General features: G+C 65.9%; 15 protein-coding genes. 8 read left to right on the forward strand and 7 right to left on the reverse strand.

Going from position 1 to position 16,895, the window contains the following annotated elements:
- Nucleotides 1-33: 33 nt before the first annotated feature.
- From A3Q7_RS0102195 to A3Q7_RS0102220, 6 genes are read left to right on the forward strand one after another with little or no spacing between them, the layout of a single operon-like run.
- Complete coding sequence (locus tag A3Q7_RS0102195) at nt 34-1,308, forward strand: YeaH/YhbH family protein (protein ID WP_018410215.1); 1,275 nt, start codon at nt 34-36, stop codon at nt 1,306-1,308.
- Nucleotides 1,305-2,918, forward strand: coding sequence for a SpoVR family protein (locus A3Q7_RS0102200; protein ID WP_018410216.1), 1,614 nt, complete (start codon nt 1,305-1,307; stop codon nt 2,916-2,918). Before A3Q7_RS0102195 ends, A3Q7_RS0102200 begins: the two co-directional genes overlap by 4 nt.
- Nucleotides 2,919-2,963: 45 nt before the next feature.
- Entirely contained in the window at nt 2,964-3,338 is a 375-nt protein-coding gene (locus A3Q7_RS0102205) for a hypothetical protein (protein WP_018410217.1), read from the forward strand.
- A 59-nt stretch (nt 3,339-3,397) separates the two neighbouring features.
- Entirely contained in the window at nt 3,398-3,865 is a 468-nt protein-coding gene (locus A3Q7_RS0102210; RefSeq protein ID WP_018410218.1) for a hypothetical protein, read from the forward strand.
- Nucleotides 3,849-5,282 (forward strand): TolC family protein, encoded by a 1,434-nt coding sequence (locus A3Q7_RS0102215; RefSeq protein WP_018410219.1) that lies wholly within the window; start codon nt 3,849-3,851, stop codon nt 5,280-5,282. Before A3Q7_RS0102210 ends, A3Q7_RS0102215 begins: the two co-directional genes overlap by 17 nt.
- Before the next feature lie 14 nt (nt 5,283-5,296).
- Nucleotides 5,297-6,721, forward strand: a complete 1,425-nt coding sequence (locus A3Q7_RS0102220) for a multicopper oxidase family protein (protein WP_026224390.1) — start codon at nt 5,297-5,299, stop codon at nt 6,719-6,721.
- A 32-nt stretch (nt 6,722-6,753) separates the two neighbouring features.
- On the opposite strand, the gene A3Q7_RS0102225 is transcribed toward A3Q7_RS0102220, so the two are convergent.
- The 7 genes from A3Q7_RS0102225 to A3Q7_RS0102255 form a co-directional block, all read right to left on the reverse strand.
- The gene (locus A3Q7_RS0102225; protein ID WP_157278070.1) at nt 6,754-7,356 is read right to left on the reverse strand and encodes a HupE/UreJ family protein; all 603 of its coding nucleotides are present in this window, start codon (nt 7,354-7,356) and stop codon (nt 6,754-6,756) included.
- On the reverse strand, nt 7,353-7,949 hold the full coding sequence (locus A3Q7_RS0102230; RefSeq protein WP_018410222.1) for a HupE/UreJ family protein: 597 nt from the start codon (nt 7,947-7,949) through the stop codon (nt 7,353-7,355). The genes A3Q7_RS0102225 and A3Q7_RS0102230 overlap by 4 nt, the downstream gene beginning before the upstream one ends.
- Complete coding sequence (locus A3Q7_RS0102235) at nt 7,946-8,926, reverse strand: HupE/UreJ family protein (protein WP_018410223.1); 981 nt, start codon at nt 8,924-8,926, stop codon at nt 7,946-7,948. Before A3Q7_RS0102235 ends, A3Q7_RS0102230 begins: the two co-directional genes overlap by 4 nt.
- Nucleotides 8,923-9,801 carry a peptidyl-prolyl cis-trans isomerase gene (locus A3Q7_RS0102240; protein WP_198289150.1) on the reverse strand — a complete coding sequence of 293 codons (879 nt, stop codon included), beginning with the start codon at nt 9,799-9,801 and terminating at the stop codon, nt 8,923-8,925. The genes A3Q7_RS0102235 and A3Q7_RS0102240 overlap by 4 nt, the downstream gene beginning before the upstream one ends.
- A 103-nt stretch (nt 9,802-9,904) precedes the next feature.
- The gene (locus tag A3Q7_RS0102245) at nt 9,905-10,504 is read right to left on the reverse strand and encodes a PEP-CTERM sorting domain-containing protein (protein WP_018410225.1); all 600 of its coding nucleotides are present in this window, start codon (nt 10,502-10,504) and stop codon (nt 9,905-9,907) included.
- A gap of 66 nt (nt 10,505-10,570) precedes the next feature.
- On the reverse strand, nt 10,571-12,787 hold the full coding sequence (locus A3Q7_RS0102250; RefSeq protein WP_018410226.1) for a hypothetical protein: 2,217 nt from the start codon (nt 12,785-12,787) through the stop codon (nt 10,571-10,573).
- 199 nt (nt 12,788-12,986) lie between these two features.
- Nucleotides 12,987-13,280 (reverse strand): hypothetical protein, encoded by a 294-nt coding sequence (locus A3Q7_RS0102255; RefSeq protein ID WP_018410227.1) that lies wholly within the window; start codon nt 13,278-13,280, stop codon nt 12,987-12,989.
- Nucleotides 13,281-13,610: 330 nt separating this feature from the next.
- On the opposite strand from A3Q7_RS0102255, the gene A3Q7_RS0102260 reads away from it, so the two are divergent.
- Together A3Q7_RS0102260 and A3Q7_RS0102265 are read left to right on the forward strand one after the other, a co-directional pair.
- A complete protein-coding gene (locus tag A3Q7_RS0102260; RefSeq protein ID WP_018410228.1) occupies nt 13,611-14,237 on the forward strand; it encodes a putative 2OG-Fe(II) oxygenase in 627 nt (208 codons plus the stop codon).
- A 1-nt stretch (nt 14,238) separates the two neighbouring features.
- The gene (locus A3Q7_RS0102265) at nt 14,239-16,875 is read left to right on the forward strand and encodes a fused MFS/spermidine synthase (protein WP_198289151.1); all 2,637 of its coding nucleotides are present in this window, start codon (nt 14,239-14,241) and stop codon (nt 16,873-16,875) included.
- Nucleotides 16,876-16,895: the final 20 nt, after the last annotated feature.

Below are 16,895 nucleotides of genomic sequence, written 5' to 3' on the forward strand. Positions count from 1 at the left end.
GGCGAAGCCGCTCCGGCGGGAAGGGGACACATCTTGCAGCAGATCATCGATCGCAGACTGGCGGGCAAGAACAAGTCCATCGGCAACCGTGAACGTTTCCTGCGCCGCCACAAGGAACAGATACGCGACGCGGTGCGCCGTGCGGTGGAAGGTCGCGGCATACGCGACATCGCGCAGGGTGAGGACATCCACATTCCGCGCCGCGACATCAGTGAGCCGGTGTTCGGCCACGGCTCGGGTGGCCAGCGCGAGATGGTGCATCCGGGCAACAAGGATTTCGTGCAGGGTGACCGCATAGAACGTCCGCAGGGGGGCGGTGGAGGCGGTGGCTCCGGGCAGGCGAGCGATTCCGGCGAGGGCGAGGACGATTTCGTTTTCCATCTCACCAAGGAAGAATTCATGCAGTTCTTCTTTGATGATCTGGCGTTGCCCAACCTGATCCGCACCACGCTGGCGGATACGCCCGAATTCAAGACGCACCGGGCCGGTTTTTCCAGCGACGGCACGCCGAACAATCTGCACGTGGTGCGCTCGATGCGGGGTGCGATCGGGCGGCGCATTGCGCTCGGCAGTTCGTCCCGGCGCACGCTGCACCAGCTCGAGGAACAGCTCGAAGCGCTGCGCGCCCAGCCGGCCACGCCGGAGCGCGTGCTCGAGATCGAACAGATCGAGGCGGAGATCGAGGCGCTGCGGCTGCGCCTGGAACACATTCCCTATCTCGACCCGATAGATCTGCGCTACCGCAGCCGGGTGCGCACGCCGGTGCCTACCGCCAAGGCGGTCATGTTCTGCCTGATGGATGTGTCCGGCTCGATGGACGAGTCGCGCAAGGATCTGGCCAAGCGCTTCTTCATCCTGCTTTACCTGTTCCTGACCCGGCACTACGAGAAGATAGAGATCGTGTTCATCCGCCATCACACGCAGGCGCAGGAGGTGAACGAGCACGACTTCTTCCACGCCACCGAAACCGGCGGCACCGTGGTGTCCAGCGCACTGGTGCTGATGGAGGACATCATCCAGGCCCGCTATCCGCGCGGTGAGTGGAACATCTATGGCGCCCAGGCCAGCGACGGCGACAACTGGCACGACGACAGCCCGCGCTGCCGCGACATCCTGGCGCAGAAGATACTGCCGCTGGTGCGCTATTTCGCCTACATCCAGGTGGTCGAGCAGGAGCAGAACCTCTGGCACGAATATGCCACGCTGGCCGATGACAGCGAGAACTTCGCGATACGCAAGGCGGCCGAGGTGCACCAGATCTATCCGGTGTTCCGCGATCTGTTCAAGAAGGAAGGAGCGGCGACATGAGCGACACCTATGACCGGCGCCACATCGGCCGCGCGGCCTCGCCGGCTGAATACGGCGGCCGCCGGCACGCGCCGCCACTGCGCACTCCGCTGCCGTTGAAGGAACGTCCGGCCGCCCGGCTGCCGGCACCCAGCGACTGGACCTTCGAGCTCATCGAACAGTATCACGATGCGATCCGCGCGACCGCCGCGCGCTTCGGTCTGGACACCTATCCGAACCAGCTCGAAATCATCACCGCGGAACAGATGATGGATGCCTACGCCAGCGTCGGCATGCCGGTGAACTACCGGCACTGGAGCTATGGCAAGGAATTCATCTCGACCGAAAAGAACTATCGCCGCGGCCACATGGGCCTGGCATACGAAATCGTGATCAACAGCAATCCCTGCATCAGCTACCTGATGGAGGAGAACACGATGGCGATGCAGGCGCTGGTGATCGCGCACGCGGCCTACGGTCACAACAGCTTTTTCAAGGGCAACTACCTGTTCCGGATGTGGACCGACGCGTCGTCCATCATCGACTACCTGGTCTATGCGAAGAACTATGTCGCGGCGGCGGAGGAAAGGCACGGCATCGACGCGGTCGAACTGCTGCTCGACAGTTGTCACGCGCTGATGAATTACGGCGTGGACCGCTACCGTCGGCCGAGCAAGCTCAGCCTCGCACAGGAGCAGGCGCGCCTGAAGGAGCGCGAGGCGTATGCACAGCAGCAGGTGAACGAAATCTGGCGCACATTGCCGCCGCGCGTCGAGCGCGACGAGGTCGAGCGCGAGGCGCCGCGCTTTCCGGTCGAGCCACAGGAGAACCTGCTGTATTTCGTCGAGAAGAACGCGCCGCTGCTCGAACCCTGGCAGCGCGAAATCGTGCGCATCGTGCGCAAGATCGCGCAGTACTTCTATCCGCAGCGGCAGACCCAGGTGATGAACGAGGGCTGGGCCACGTTCTGGCATCATCATCTGCTGAACACGATGTACGACGACGGCTGGCTGGACGATGGCATCATGATCGAGTGCCTGAAATCGCATACCAATGTGGTGTATCAGCCTCCGGTCGGCCATCCGGCCTACAGCGGCATCAATCCGTACGCGCTCGGTTTCGCGATGTACACCGACATCAAGCGCATCTGCGAGGCGCCGACGGATGAGGACCGCGCGTGGTTTCCGGACATCGCAGGCAGCGAATGGCTGGCCACGCTGGATCACGCGATGCGCAACTTCAAGGACGAGAGCTTCGTCGGGCAGTACCTGTCGCCGCGCGTCATGCGCGCCTTCCGCATGTTCGCCATTCGAGACGACGACACCGAACCGACGCTGGAGGTGTCCGCCATCCACGATGAAGCGGGTTACCGCAGTCTGCGCGAGTCCCTGTCGCGCCAGTACGATCTCGGTTCGCGCGAACCCAATATCCAGGTGTGGAGCGTGAACCTGCGCGGCGACCGTTCGCTGATGCTGCGGCATACCCAGCACAACAACCGGCCGCTGCATGACAGCGCCTACGAGGTCATGAAGCATGTGGCGCGCCTGTGGGGTTTCCCGGTTCATCTGGAAAGCGTGAATGCACAGGGCAATGTGTCGCGCCGCTGGACGGTGGACCCGAGTACGACTTGACCGGTGTCATGCGAATTCCGTCCTTCCGCTGATATCCTGGCTTTCATGCGCTCCGCGACCCGCGTCCTGCTTGCCTTCATGCTGCTGCTGGCATTGCCGCTGCAGGGGTTCGCTGCAGCCGTCATGATCCGTTGCGCGCCGTCGCATCATGGCCTGCAGACGACAGGGATCCTGCACGGCGACGCAGCCGCGCCCGCCCATCACCACCATGGGGCTCATGATCCCGCCGAGACGCCCTCTCCCGGCAAGCACGCCTGCAGCGCCTGCGCCGCCTGCTGCATCGGCAGCGCCTTGATGCCGTCCGCGCTGCGGCTGCCCGGCGACATGTCCACTCACTTGCGTCCGCTGCCGGCGCGCGTGACCCCTCCCGCCTTCATCACCGAAGGCACTGAACGTCCGCCCAGACACGACCTCGCCTGACACCCGAAATCCGTCCACTGTGGGCGGAAATCGATACTCCTGTCTTTCGCGAGGTTGCCATGTTCCATCATTCCATGCGGATGCTGCTCGTCGCAGCATCCGTCTCTACCTCTGCCTGGGCGGCCGATCCCGCGGATCCGGCCGCCCCCACGCGACCAGTCGATCACCGCTCGGTGTTCGACAGCTACCGCGCCACTGGCGCTGCAACGGTCGGCAACTGGCGCGATGCCAACGACGCAGTCGGTCGCCAGACCGGCGGACACGGGCACGACCACGGCAGTAGAGCGACCCTGTCGTCCGACCCGCATGCCGGTCATGACCCCGCCGAGCAAGCGGCGGCCGATGCGCACGCCGGCCACGGTGCTGCCGGCGGCGACGCGAAGCCGCACCATTGTCCGCATCACGCTGCCCACCATGAATCGATGCACGGGCACGAGCGGGGCGGCGGTTCACAGGCGATGAAGTCGCACCACGGACACGACTGCCATCACGGCGACGAGGAGGGCGGCGATGCGCACAAGCACTGATCATGGCCGGCTCAGGCTCGTGCCGCTGGCGGCGGCGGTCGCGCTGCTGGCCGGATGCGCCAGCTTCAGCCCGGACGGCGGTTTCGGCACGGTCGAACGGACCGCACGCGACGCGCTGGGCAAAGAGGTCCGATGGGCGCGCAGCGACGAGGACCGCAAGGCGGTGGCCGACCGCGTTGCCGAATTGCTGGCGCAGCCGCTGTCGGCGGACGACGCGGTACAGCTCGCGCTGCTGAACAATCGCGGCCTGCAGGCGGGTTTCCACGAACTGGGCATTCGCGAGGCCGATGTGGTGCGCGCGGGCCGCCTGCCCAATCCGACCTTGTCGATGTTCCACGCCAGCAAGCGCGAAGACGGCGGGCGCGACTACAAGATCGAGCAGGCGATCACCTTCAACATCTTTTCGCTGCTGACGATGCCGCAGGCGGTCGAGGTGAATCGCCGCGTCTTCGAACAGTCACAGCGCGCGGTATCGCTGCAGGTGCTGCGTCTGGCAGCGGATGTGCGCCGCGCCTGGGTGCAGGCGGTCTCTGCCGGCGAAACGCTGCGCTACATGAAACAGGTGATGGAGGCCGCCGACGCAGGCGCCGAGCTTGCCCGGCGCATGCGCACCGCCGGCAACTACAGCGCACTGGCACAGGCACGGGAGCAGGGCTTCCACGCCGATGCGGCGCTGAATCTGGCGCGCGCACAACAGGCGCACACTGCGGCGCGCGAGCGGCTGACCCGCCTGCTGGGCCTGTGGGGCGAACAGACCGCGTTCCGACTGCCCGACCGACTGCCCGAACTGCCCGCGGCCGCGCTCGACGCTCCGGACATCGAGCGCCAGGCCATGAGTTCGCGCATCGACCTGCAGATCGCGAAACTCGACGCAGAAGCGACCGCGCGCGATCTCGGGCTGACGAAGACCACCCGTTTCATCGACGTGCTCGAGTTCGGTCCGGCGCGCGTGCTGGAAGGACGGCGCGGCGAGTCGTACAAGAAGGGCTACGAGATCAGTTTCGAACTTCCTCTGTTCGACTGGGGCGGCTCGCGCGTCGCGCGGGCCGAGGCCATCTACATGCAGTCGGTCGAGCGGGCCGCCGAAGCGGCAGTGAACGCCCGCTCCGAGGTACGCGAAGCGTACGCGGGCTATCGCATGGCCTTCGACATCGCGCGCCATTACCGCGACGAGGTGGTGCCGCTCAGGAAGCGCATTTCCGATGAAAACCTGCTGCGCTACAACGGCATGCTGATCGGCGTGTTCGAACTGCTGGCCGACGCCCGCGCTCAGGTGGCCGGTGTGAATGGTTACATCGAGGCGCTGCGCGATTTCTGGATCGCCCAGGCGGATCTCGACATGGCGCTGGTCGGTCGCCCCGATCTGGCGCCCGCACCGGGCGCCGCAATGGCCACCGCCTCTGGCGCAGAGCACTGAACAGGATGAGCGAAATGACTTCCCGCAGAGATTTTTTCCGCAATGCAGGCATCGCTGGTGCCGCTGTGGCCAGCGCGGCCGTGAGCCGTGTGGCGCTGGCGGCGATTCCGGAGCCGGTGGTCGAGACGACCGCCGACACGCGCGGCCCGCTGGTTCCGCCGACCGGTCGCCCGTACAACCCGGTGGTGACGCTGAATGGCTGGACGCTGCCCTGGCGCATGAAGGACGGCGTCAAGGAATTCCACCTGGTGGCCGAGCCGGTGGTGCGCGAAATGGCGCCCGGCTTCAAGGTCCACTTGTGGGGCTACAACGGCCAGTCGCCGGGGCCGACCATCGAAGTGGTCGAAGGCGACCGCGTGCGTATCTACGTCACCAACAGGCTGCCTGAGCGCACCAGCGTGCACTGGCATGGCCAGCGCCTGCCCAATGGCATGGATGGCGTGAGCGGGCTGACCCAGCCGGCGATACCGCCGGGCAAGACCTTCGTGTACGAATTCGTCGCACGCCGGCCCGGCACCTTCATGTACCACCCGCACGCCGACGAAATGACGCAGATGGCCATGGGCATGATGGGATTCTGGGTCACTCACCCGAAGGGCCGTCACCCGCTGATCGCACCGGTGGACCGCGACTATGTGTTCCTGCTCAACGCCTACGACATCGACCCAGGCAGCTATACGCCGAAAACCATGACCATGCTGGATTTCAACCTGTGGTCCTGGAACAGCCGGGTGTTTCCCGGCATCGCGCCACTGGTGGCACGCCAGGGCGACCGCGTGCGCATCCGCATCGGCAATCTCACCATGACCAATCATCCGATACACATTCATGGCCACGAGTTCGAGGTGACCGGCACCGATGGCGGTCCGGTACCGAAAGGTGCGCGCTGGCCGGAGGTAACGACCGACATCGCGGTCGGACAGATGCGGCAGATCGAATTCATCGCCGATGAGGAGGGCGACTGGGCCATGCACTGCCACAAGAGCCACCACACGATGAATGCGATGGGACATGACGTGCCCAACCTGATCGGCGTAGACCAGCGCGGGCTGGCAGAACGCATCGCCGATCTCGTGCCGGGCTATATGGCCATGGGCAGCCAGGGCATGGCCGACATGGCCGACATGAAGATGCCGCTGCCCGAGAACACGCTGCCCATGATGACCGGCGACGGTCCGTTCGGGCCGCTCGAGATGGGCGGCATGTTCTCGGTGCTCAAGGTAAGGCGCGGGCAGAAGGCTGACGACTACACCGATCCCGGCTGGTTCGATCATCCACCGGGTACGGTAGCGTCCGAAGTCGACGGCTCCCGGGTGCCACCGGCATCGTCACCTGCGGCGGACTCGCCGACTTCGTCCGGCGAGGCGCACGGATCGGATGCAGAAGGGGTTGAAGTCCATGTGCGTCGCCCGGGCGTGGGCGGTCACGGGCAGCACTGAGTTCGCCACGGCATCTGCCGTGGCGACCGACGTCAACGTGCGGTGTGGTAGAGCCAGCCGAACATGAGCAGGCCGCTGGCGGCAATCCAGCTTCCAGCCACCCGCACCGCGATGCGTTGCCATCCGGGAACCAGTGCGTTCACCTGCGAGGACAACAGGAGCACCAGCACGGCGACCGCGCATACGGCGCCGATCAGGCCCTGCGTGCCTATGCCCGACGGCGTCATGGTCGGGCCGTTGGCCAGACCGTGCAGCAGACCCGCCGCGATGGCGATGGCGATGATGGCCGCATCGCGCAGCCGCGCGTCCAGAGCCACCAGGGCACCGGTCAGCGCGAAGGTCGCCGTGGTGAGCACAACGAGTTGCGACGGCAGCGGCGACCAGCGCGCGCCCATCAGTCCGCCGGCCAGCCAGGCCAGTGGAAGTGCGATCACCGCGAACCGGGTGGCGCGACTGCCGCGCTGTCCGGCGAGCAGCCCCACCGCCAGGGCCACCAGAAGGTCTTCAGGGGTGATGAGCACATGGGCGATGCCATCGTAGAAGTCGCCGAAGCCGGTGCTGGCCAGGTGGGCTTGTGCCGGCGCGGCGAAAAGCGCAAGGGCGAAGGCGATGACAGCGGGCGCGCTTCGCCTCACGCGAGCGCCTTCCACATGAAGAACAGGCCCGCCAGCGCAACGCCGCCGCCGGCGGCGCGCACAGCCCGCCGCCCCGCGCTCCAGCCGTGCAGCGTGCCGAGCGCGATGCCCACCGCGTGCAGCAGGCCGGTGGACATGACGAAGCCCAGGCTGTACATCAATGCGCTCGCGCCCTCGGGCAGTTCGGCACCGTGCGCATGGCCGTGGAAGATCGCGAACAGTGCGGTAATGACGACGGCCGCCCTGAGTGGCAAGCGTCTTTCGGTCATCACCATGGCACCGAGTACGATGGCCGATGCGGCAATGCCGATCTCGACGCCGGGCAGCGGAAATCCGAGCAGGCCCATCAGGCCGCCCATCGCCATCATCAGCGGAAACGCGACCGGCAGCATCCAGATGGCGGGTTGTCCCAGCACCGCGCCCCACAGGCCGACGGCCACCATGGCCAGCATGTGGTCGAGGCCCGATACCGGATGTTCCAGGCCGGCCAGGAAGCCGGCCGCCTGGCCCGCCTCCTGGTGGGCGAATGCGGCGGCGGGCAGCAAGAGCATCAGCAGGGCGCCGGGAAGGGTGAACGGTGTGCGCGGTTTCATGTGACGACTTTCAGGAGGATGGCGATACGCTGCAGTGTCCAGAAGGCGCCGAGCGCGCCCACGACATAGCCGGGAAAACGCTGCAGCGCCATGTTGCGATCCAGTGCCAGCAGGCGGATCGCGCGGGCGACCAGCAGTATGCCGACAACGAAGCCCAGTTGTCCGATTTCCACTCCCACGTTGAACATGAGCAGGGCGAGCGGGATGTCCTTCTCCGGCAAGCCGATCTGCGCCAGACCGCTGGCGAAGCCGAAGCCGTGCAGCAGGCCGAAGGCGAACGCCACCAGCCATGGATTGCGTATGGTGAAGCTGCTGTCGCCGCGCCAGCTTCGCGCCACCTCCAGCCCAAGGAAAAGTATCGACAGGGCGATGCTGGCATTGAGCGGGGCGGCAGCGACATGCACCACGCCGAAGGTGGCCGCCGCGAGTGTGATGCTGTGGGCGATCGTGAAGGCGGTGATGGTCTTCACCAGGGTCCACCGGTTGGCGACCAGCAGCAACAGTCCGAGCACGAACAGAAGATGGTCGACACCGAGCAGGATGTGTTCGATGCCCAGATAGACGTATGAAGCGATACCTTCGGCATGGTCCTGGCCGGATCCGCCCAGTCGCGCCGTGGGTTGCGCGGAGCTGATGGTGTAGACCCTGAACGGGGCCTCCAGCCAGTACACCTTGATCAGCGCCGCCGAGTAGGTCTGGCCTATGCCTTCTATCGTGAGCTTGCCGCGCAGTCCTTCCCGGCCGCACTTCAGCACGTTGCCGTCGGCCGCGCAGCTTTCCGGCCACTTCGGCGTCAGTTCCTGGGCGACCGGCACATTGCCGCTGGCGGTCCATTGCCAGACGAAGTCGGTGGGCGAGAGCTGGCGTATCTCCATCTCGGCGATGCTCAGCTCGTGTGCGGATGCACCGCCAAACAGCATGAGCATGACCAGGGCCAGCAGAGCGCGCACCGGGGACGGAAGGCGATGCGGCTTCATTCCTTGCGGCCCGTTTCATACTTGATGTTGTATTTGCGCGCCTGGTTGCGTACTGCGGCGGTGCGCTGTTCGGCCATCGTCTGGTCGGTCCAGTCCTGCAGTATCACGCCGCGCAGCGCGTCGTAATCCGCGGGCCGCGCCGGCGTCTGCGCGATCAGGCGTATCGCGCGCCAGCCTTCCTTGGCCGGCAGGGCGACCCACTCCTCCCGTGGCGCTTTCTTCAGCGCTGCGGCGAAGTCCTCGCCGTAGCTCTGCACCACCGTGGGTTCGGGGCGCGCCTTGAACACCCTCAGTCCAGCCTGTGCATCGCCCGGCGTGCCTGCATTCAGGGCGCGCACGAAGGCACGCACCGCGGCTTCCCCGTTGTCGCCGGCGAGCACCGCTTCCTGGAAGTCGTAGCGCGCCGGTTCTTCGTACTTGTCACGCCGCGCCTCGAACCAGGTGCGCAAGGTCTGGTCGTCATAGGGCGGCAGCTTGACGCTGGCCTCGATGATGCTGAGCGCCTTGAATATGACCCGATCCCGTATGGCTTCGTCGCCGCGATCCACCTGCAGCGCCAGACCTTCGCGGTACAGCACTTCATTGTCGACCCAGCGCTGGCGCAGTGCCGACAGTTCCTGCTCGGTGGGCGGACGACCGCGCGAAGCCTGGAAGATGTCTATCGCATGCTGGTCGACCTTGGCGTCCACGACGATGGTGTGCGGATCGTAGGCCTTGCCGGACAGTGCGTGATCGATGGCGAACAGCAGTGCGCCGAGCACGAGGAAGTGCAGCAGTGGATCGCGCAGCCATGCCGGAAGGCCGCCGCGGGAGGAAGAGGGAGCGGCAACAGCAGGGGAGTCGGATTGGGGGGCGGACAGGGACATTCTCATCATCGGTGATCGCACGGACCGGGTGCGACGCAAGGAGCGTTAACAACGAAGGGACGCCGTGCAAGGTGCACGGCGTCCCGATCACGGCTTTGGCAGTCGCGGGCTATCAGGCCTGCTTGCGGCTCATGCGACGGGCACCGTAGGCCACGCCGGCCAGACCCAGCGACAGCAGCAGGGCCTGGCTGGGTTCCGGCACCGCCGTGATGGTCAGGTTGTCGAAGCCGGCACCTTCGGCGTTGGCGAAGGTGATGGAGTGGGCCACGCCATTGAAGGCGTTGGACGCGAAGTTCCAGTTGCAGTAGGCGGAGTCGCTGCAGCCGTAGGTGGCGTTGTCCACCAGCGCGAAGGCGGCCAGCAGATCGCCGGTGCCATCGAGGCCGGAATAGATGTTCACGATGGCGAAGCTGGTGGTGGAGTACCAGAACGACGCGGCGGTGAAACCGGTGGCGAAGTTCATGGTGGCATCTGCGCCAACCACGGTCATGACGCCGGTGGGCGACGGCGAATTGGAATAGTAGGGGCCGAGTTCGTCGTTCTGCAGGGCCAGAATGTCCAGACCGAAGGACACGCCCAGCGAATCGGCGTAGAAGTCGCCGATCGACGCGAAGCTGGTCGGTTCGTCGAAATCGACGACGACATCGGCGGCGAAGGCGGGGGCGCTGGCGAACAGGCCGGCGGCGAGAAGAGTGGCCAGATTCAGATTCATTTCGATACTCCTGTTTTCAACGGATCAATGGATGCGCCGCCGGTTGGGGCGGCGCATCCTGCTTCCTTACTTCACACCGGCGACCTGGGTCGAATTGGCAACCTCGATGAAGATCGGGTTGCTGTAGAACCACAGGTCAGCCCAGGCGGCCACGTCGTATGCCACCATCTTCTGGCCATTCACGACCGGCAGATGGTTCGGGCAACCGTCGATCTTGGTCATCGACGCCGTGTGGGTCACGTCGTTGCCCGGCACATTGCTGCCGCTTGCCTTGCACGGGATGGACAGCGGGGCGATGGCGCGGTTGTTGCTGCCGGCATTGGTATAGACGTCGGCCAGCGGATTGCCCTTGTCGTCGGTTTCGTACGGCACGCCGGCGGGCAGGTTGCTGCCGCGCAGACGGATGTACTGCGATGCCGCCACGGCCGGGATGCGGAACACCATGGACTTGTATTCCGGATTGCCGGCGACCGATGCCCAGGTACCGTCGTTGAAGGTCTTGATGACGGCTGCCGTGGTGTTCTTGGCGGCGGCCGGCACGCGGGCCATGTCGGCGTTCTCGACCCAGTCATCCGGCCAGGCACCGGCGTAGTCGGCGCTGGCGGGCTGCTTGTAACCGGTCACCATGCCGCGGATCACGTCGACATGATCCAGTTCCGGCGCATTCATCGGCTGGGTGATGCCGACCTGGGCCAACGACGGGTTGGGGAAGGAGTAGGGCGAGTAATTCGTGCCGGACGGATCGCGCACGACGATGGCGACCACGATTTCGGCACCCGGGCGAACGCTCAGCTTTTCACCCATGGTGGCGCAACCGGCGACATCGGTATCGGTATTGGCCATCGCGGCATTCAGAGCGAGGCGTTCCACAGATGCGTTGGTACGGGCAGCGAGACCCTTGTACGAGGCGCACGCCACGAAGCCCAGACGGTCGATCAACTGACCGGAACTGGCGAAGCTGTTGCCGCTGCGCAGGCCGTCCACGATGGCTTGCGGGCGCACCTTGTCGCTGCCATTGCGCACCATCACGAAATCGCGCTGGTATTCGCCCGGGTAGAAGTCCTGGGTCGAACGCACGTCGTGGGTACCGAAGCTGCCGCGGTTGTGCCAGTCGGAGCTGGCGAAGAACCACCAGTTGCGACCTTCGCCCAGCAGCGCATCCCACACGCCGCCGATCTGCGCCGCGTAGACACCGGTACCGCCCCAGGTCGTGCCGCCGACCGAATCCCAGCGCTTGCCACCGAAATTGTTGCGATCCGGGTAGTACTCGCCGCGGTCGCTGGATGCGCCGTGACCCGGCTGGCTTTCGAAACCGAAAGCGACCCGGGGCGCGGCATTGTTGAAATTGCGCAGGTGTTCGATGTTGAAGCCGTTGCTGCCGCTCGGATTGAACGGACCGGCACGCTCCAGGTGGGCCGGTACGTAGTAGCTGGCATTCGGATGGTACTTGGCCATCCACTTCACGCCTTCCACCGTCTTCAGGTGACCGGCTTCGCCACTGTTGTTGGTGAGCTTGGCGGCGGTTGCGTTCCAGTTGGCATCGGCGGCGTTCAGGCTGCCCGGCACCGAACAATCCCAGCTCTGGCCGGCGCCACGGCTGTTGTCGCTGTCGTTGCGGTCGAAGCAGTAGGACCATTGAGCCAGCGCTGCGGCATTGCCCAGCGGGGTGTAGCCCGGGCCGGTCGGCAGGCCGGCATGGTCGATTTCGGCCGGCAACTGACCGGTAATCACACTCATCGAGGTGTGCTCGTGACCGGACACGACCGATTCCATGCCCATGAATACCGGCACGCCCTTCAGTGCGGTGAGGTATTCGGCGATCGGGTAGGAAATTTCCTGGATGGACTGCCAGCGCCACATCGACGGATTCGACTGGCTGCTCAGAGGCGTGCCATTCGACGCATTGCCCTTGACGGCGGCGGCGCCGATGCTGTTTGCCCAGGTCGTGGTCGGGCCCTTGCCCTCGACGACCGGGTAGGCCGGCGTGGCGACGGATTCGTCTTCGACCAGCGAGCAGTTGCGGTTGCCATTACCGCCGTGACCGGCCTGGACGAACCAGTCCAGACCCCACGGGGTATCGACCTTGTCGGTGGACTTCTTCACCAGCATCTGCATCGAGATCGAGCCATCGGAGCAGGTCGTATGGTTGTGGAAGTCACCGGTCACATAGGTGCCGGCGGTCTTGCCGGCGCTGGCAACGCCAGGCGCCATGCTCACGGCGACGGCACTGATTGCCATGGCCACGGCCGAGGCAACCGGCGTCATCTTGGTGTTGAACATCATGTCGGAGGGTCCTTTCAGGAGATGCGAAGGAATAGCTATTGGTCTTGGTCCGGGGCAGGGCCAGCCCTCCGACATTCTCGGGACGCAACGTGACCTTCCTGTTTCAAGGAGATTAAATGCAAGCGCGCGCAACCATGGGCATGGACTACCCACGGGTGTGCACGCTGCCGCGATGGCCCCTGGCGGGGCTTCGCATGTATCAGCCCAGCGGTGTCTGTCGCCCGCCGTGCTGCCGGGGATCGTGATGCGGACGACCGTGCGCCGCGTCGGCATCCTGTCCCGGCTTCACCTGCCCGTGCGCGTTCGCCGCGCCGCAGGCCGGCGCAGCATCGGTCCGGACTCCGCAGTGGTCGTCCGGCTGCGCGAGCAGCGCCGGAGCGATGTGAGGATCGGGGTGGACGCCTTCATGCGCGAGTGCCCACGACGCAGCAAGTGCAACAGAAAGCAGGGCCGCGACGCGGGTGATTCGACCGGAAACCGGAGGATTGGACATCAAAAAACTCCTTCTGTACAAGGGCTTGGCATGAGATCCATGCCCAATCCTTAAAGAGATTTCACACTCAATAATGAATGTTCAACACGCGCTTATTTTTTGTTCACACGAACTTTAGTCAGCATCCGTGATGATTTGATGACATCGTTGCAGTTCGCTTCCCGCACGTGCCGGCCTTTTTCATTGAACTGTCACGCACGCCGCGTACGCTCGCGCGTCTGGCAGGAAGCGGCTCAAGCCGCCACTTTACTTGCGCGACGGATGCAGTGCCGCCGTTTCTGCCCGGGTCCGCTACGTCTCCCGCTTCCCACGATCACCTCCTCAACGCCCATGCAAAGCGAAGTTTTCGGCCTGTTTCCCATTCCCGTCATGCGTATCGCGGGCGCCCTCGATCCGGCTCTGGTCGGCGGACTGGTCGAACACTTCACCGTCCAGGCACAGCAGGCGAACAACACTTCGCCCAATCTGACGCATACCGCCATGCTGCATCCCGGGGACAGTCCTCTGCTGGTGGAGGCCGCGCAGCAGCTCACCCCGCGGGTGTCGGAATTCGGCGCGCTGCTGTTCGGCGAACAGATGGGCTGGTCGCTCAAGGAAATGTGGGTGAACGTGATGGATCACGGCGGATACCAGGCGATGCACAACCACGCGAACAGCTTCATTTCGGGCGTGGTCTATCTCACGCCCATCCATCCGGATTCGCGCACGGTATTCATGAAGTCGCCGGGCGGCACCGAGTTTTCGTTCAAGAACGACCACAAGGGCATCGCCGTCGGACCCTACAACGCAGAGCGCTGGATCAGCCCCCAGCCCGAACCGGGCGACCTGGTCCTGTTTCCCAGCTATCTGATGCACGCCGTTCCGCACAACACCGCCGGACGGCGCATCACCATGCCCTTCAACGCGATCCCGGCCAGCCTCGATTCCTGGGGCTACCGGATCGGCTTCAGCGGCTGACGTGTCGAACGTCGGCCAAGGCGTGGGTGGAGCGTCATCCGCCCGGTTCCGGCTGTCCCTGCCCTGGAGCATGGCGCTGGTACTCATGGTGGCGTCCGGTTTCGCGGCGCTCGGTTACCAGATCGTGTGGACCCAGCAGAGCGCGCTCTGGCTCGGCCATGAGGCCGCGGCCGTGCTGGCGGTCGTAGCCGCCTTTTTCGGCGGACTGGCGGTCGGTGCCCTGGCGCTCGGTCCGCGCGTCGACCGCAGTGCGCACCCGCGCCTGTGGTATGCCGCATGCGAATCGCTCATCGGCCTGTGGAGTCTGGCGCTCGCCTTCGCGCTGGAACCGCTGGCTGGCGCACTGCTGCAGTTCATCGGCCCGCAGCCCGCGCCCGTCTGGCACTGGAGCGTGGCCTTCGGCGGTACCTTCCTGCTGCTGCTGCCGGCAACCGCGGCGATGGGCGCCACGCTGCCCGCCATGGAACGCGCACTGGCGCGTCTGACCGACGGCGGCACGCCGATCGCCGCGCTGTACGCCGGAAACACCTTCGGTGCCCTGCTCGGCGTGCTGGGCAGCGCCTTCTGGCTTTTGCCCCGGTACGGTCTCGGTGCCACCGCGGGCATCTGCGCCGCGCTCAATCTGGGCTGCGCAGTGATCGCCTGGAAGCTTTTTCCGCGCACCTCGGCCGGCATATCGCCGGAGCGCGTTCCGGTCGCAATGGAGGACGCACCAAAGGTGTTGCGCCTGCTCGCCGCTACCGGGCTGCTGGGCATCGCCTATGAAGTGCTGGTGGTGCGCGTGCTCAGCCAGGTTGCCGAGAACACGGTCTATACCTTTGCCATCCTGCTTGCCGTCTATCTGGTCGGCACCGCGCTCGGCGCCACCCTCTATGCCGGCCGGCGACATCGCTTTGACCGGGGCGACGGATTGCGCGACACGCTGTGCCTGATCCTGGCGTGGGCCTGCCTGGCGGGCATCCTCGCCCTGACCGCGGCCCCGGCCGTCAAGGGGTGGCTGCTCGCCGCGCTGGGTGCCAGCCTGGCGAGCGCGCTGGTCGCCGAAGCTGCTCTGGCGTTGGGCGCCTTCCTGCTGCCCACGATGGCGATGGGCGTGCTGTTCAGCCACCTGGCGACCCAGGGCCGGCTGGCCGGCGTCGGCTTCGGTCGTGCGCTGGGGGTCAATACCCTGGGCGCGGCGCTCGCGCCGCTGCTGTTCGGCGTCCTGCTGGTGCCTGCGCTCGGCCCCGGGCTAGCCCTGCTGCTGGTCGTGCTCGGCTATCTGCTGCTGTCCTCGCCGGCGGTGCGACGCCGGCCCGGATTCTGGGCGCCGGTGGTTGCCGCCGCGGCGCTCACGCTCTGGATGCCTTCGCTCGCCTTCGTTGCCGTTCCGCCCGGCGGCCGGCTCCTGAGTCATGCTGAGGGCGTACTCGCCACGGTGAGCGTGATCGAGGATGCCCAGGGCGTTGCGACGCTGCACATCAACAACCGGCAACAGGAGGGCAGCAGCGCCACCCGCCTTGCGGATGCGCGTCAGGCCCTGTTGCCGATACTGCTTCATCCGGCGCCGGCGCGCGCGCTCTTCCTCGGCCTGGGAACCGGCGTGACCGCGTCCGCCGCCGCGCAGGACAGCCATCTGCAGGTCGATGTGGCGGAACTGCTGCCCGAGGTGATCGCCGCCTCGCCGCGCTTCACCCATGGTCTGTGGGGACAGGGCACGGTGCCGCGCATGCATGTCATGGCGGCCGACGCACGGCGCTTCGTGCGGGCCGGCAGCGAGCGCTACGACGTGATCGTGTCCGACAACTTCCATCCGGCGCGCAGCGGTTCCGGTGCGCTGTACACGGTCGAGCACTTCCGCGCCGTGCAGGCGCGACTCACGCCGGATGGCGTGTTCTGCCAGTGGCTGCCTCTGCATCAGCTCGATCTCGACACCTTGCGCAGCGTCGTGCGCGCCTTCCTTGCGGTCTATCCGCAGGGCTGGGCCATGCTGGCCACCAACAGTCTGGAAACGCCGACGCTGGGTCTGGTCGCACGCGGCGACGGCGGCCACCTGGAACTCGATCAGGTGCGTCGGCGGCTGGCCACGGCAGCGCTGCCCTTCACACCGGCGGAATTCGACATCGACGACGAATTCGCGCTCCTTGGCACCTTCATTGCCGGCCCGCAGGCGCTGTCGGCATTCGCCGGCGACGCACCGGTGAACACCGACGACCATCCGGTCGTCATCTACAGCGCACCGCGCATCACCTACCAGCCGGATTCCCTGCCGCGTGACCGGCTGGTCAGCCTGCTCGACGCGACACATATCGACGTGGACGAACTGCTGCGAGGGGCACCGGATCCGGCCTGGCGCAGCCGCCTGGCCGCCTACTGGTCGGCGCGCGATCGCTACATCGCGCTGGGCCGCAGCGTGCGACCCAGCGCGGATGTGCGACAGATGCTGGCACAGGTGCGCGGGCCGCTGCTGGACATCTTGCGCACCAGCCCGGATTTCCGGCCGGCCTACGATCCGCTGTTGCGCATGTCGCTCGCGCTGGCGCGGACCGATGCCGCTGCAGCGCGCGCGCTGCTGCAGGATCTGCTTCAGGTGCAACCCGCCCGGAGCGAAGCGGCGGAAGCGATCCGGCTGCTGGATGCCGGCGCGCAAAATCGGTGACCGTGTCGTGCCGGACGCGA

It is taken from the genome of Methyloversatilis thermotolerans (assembly GCF_000372885.1).
GTDB lineage: Bacteria > Pseudomonadota > Gammaproteobacteria > Burkholderiales > Rhodocyclaceae > Methyloversatilis > Methyloversatilis thermotolerans.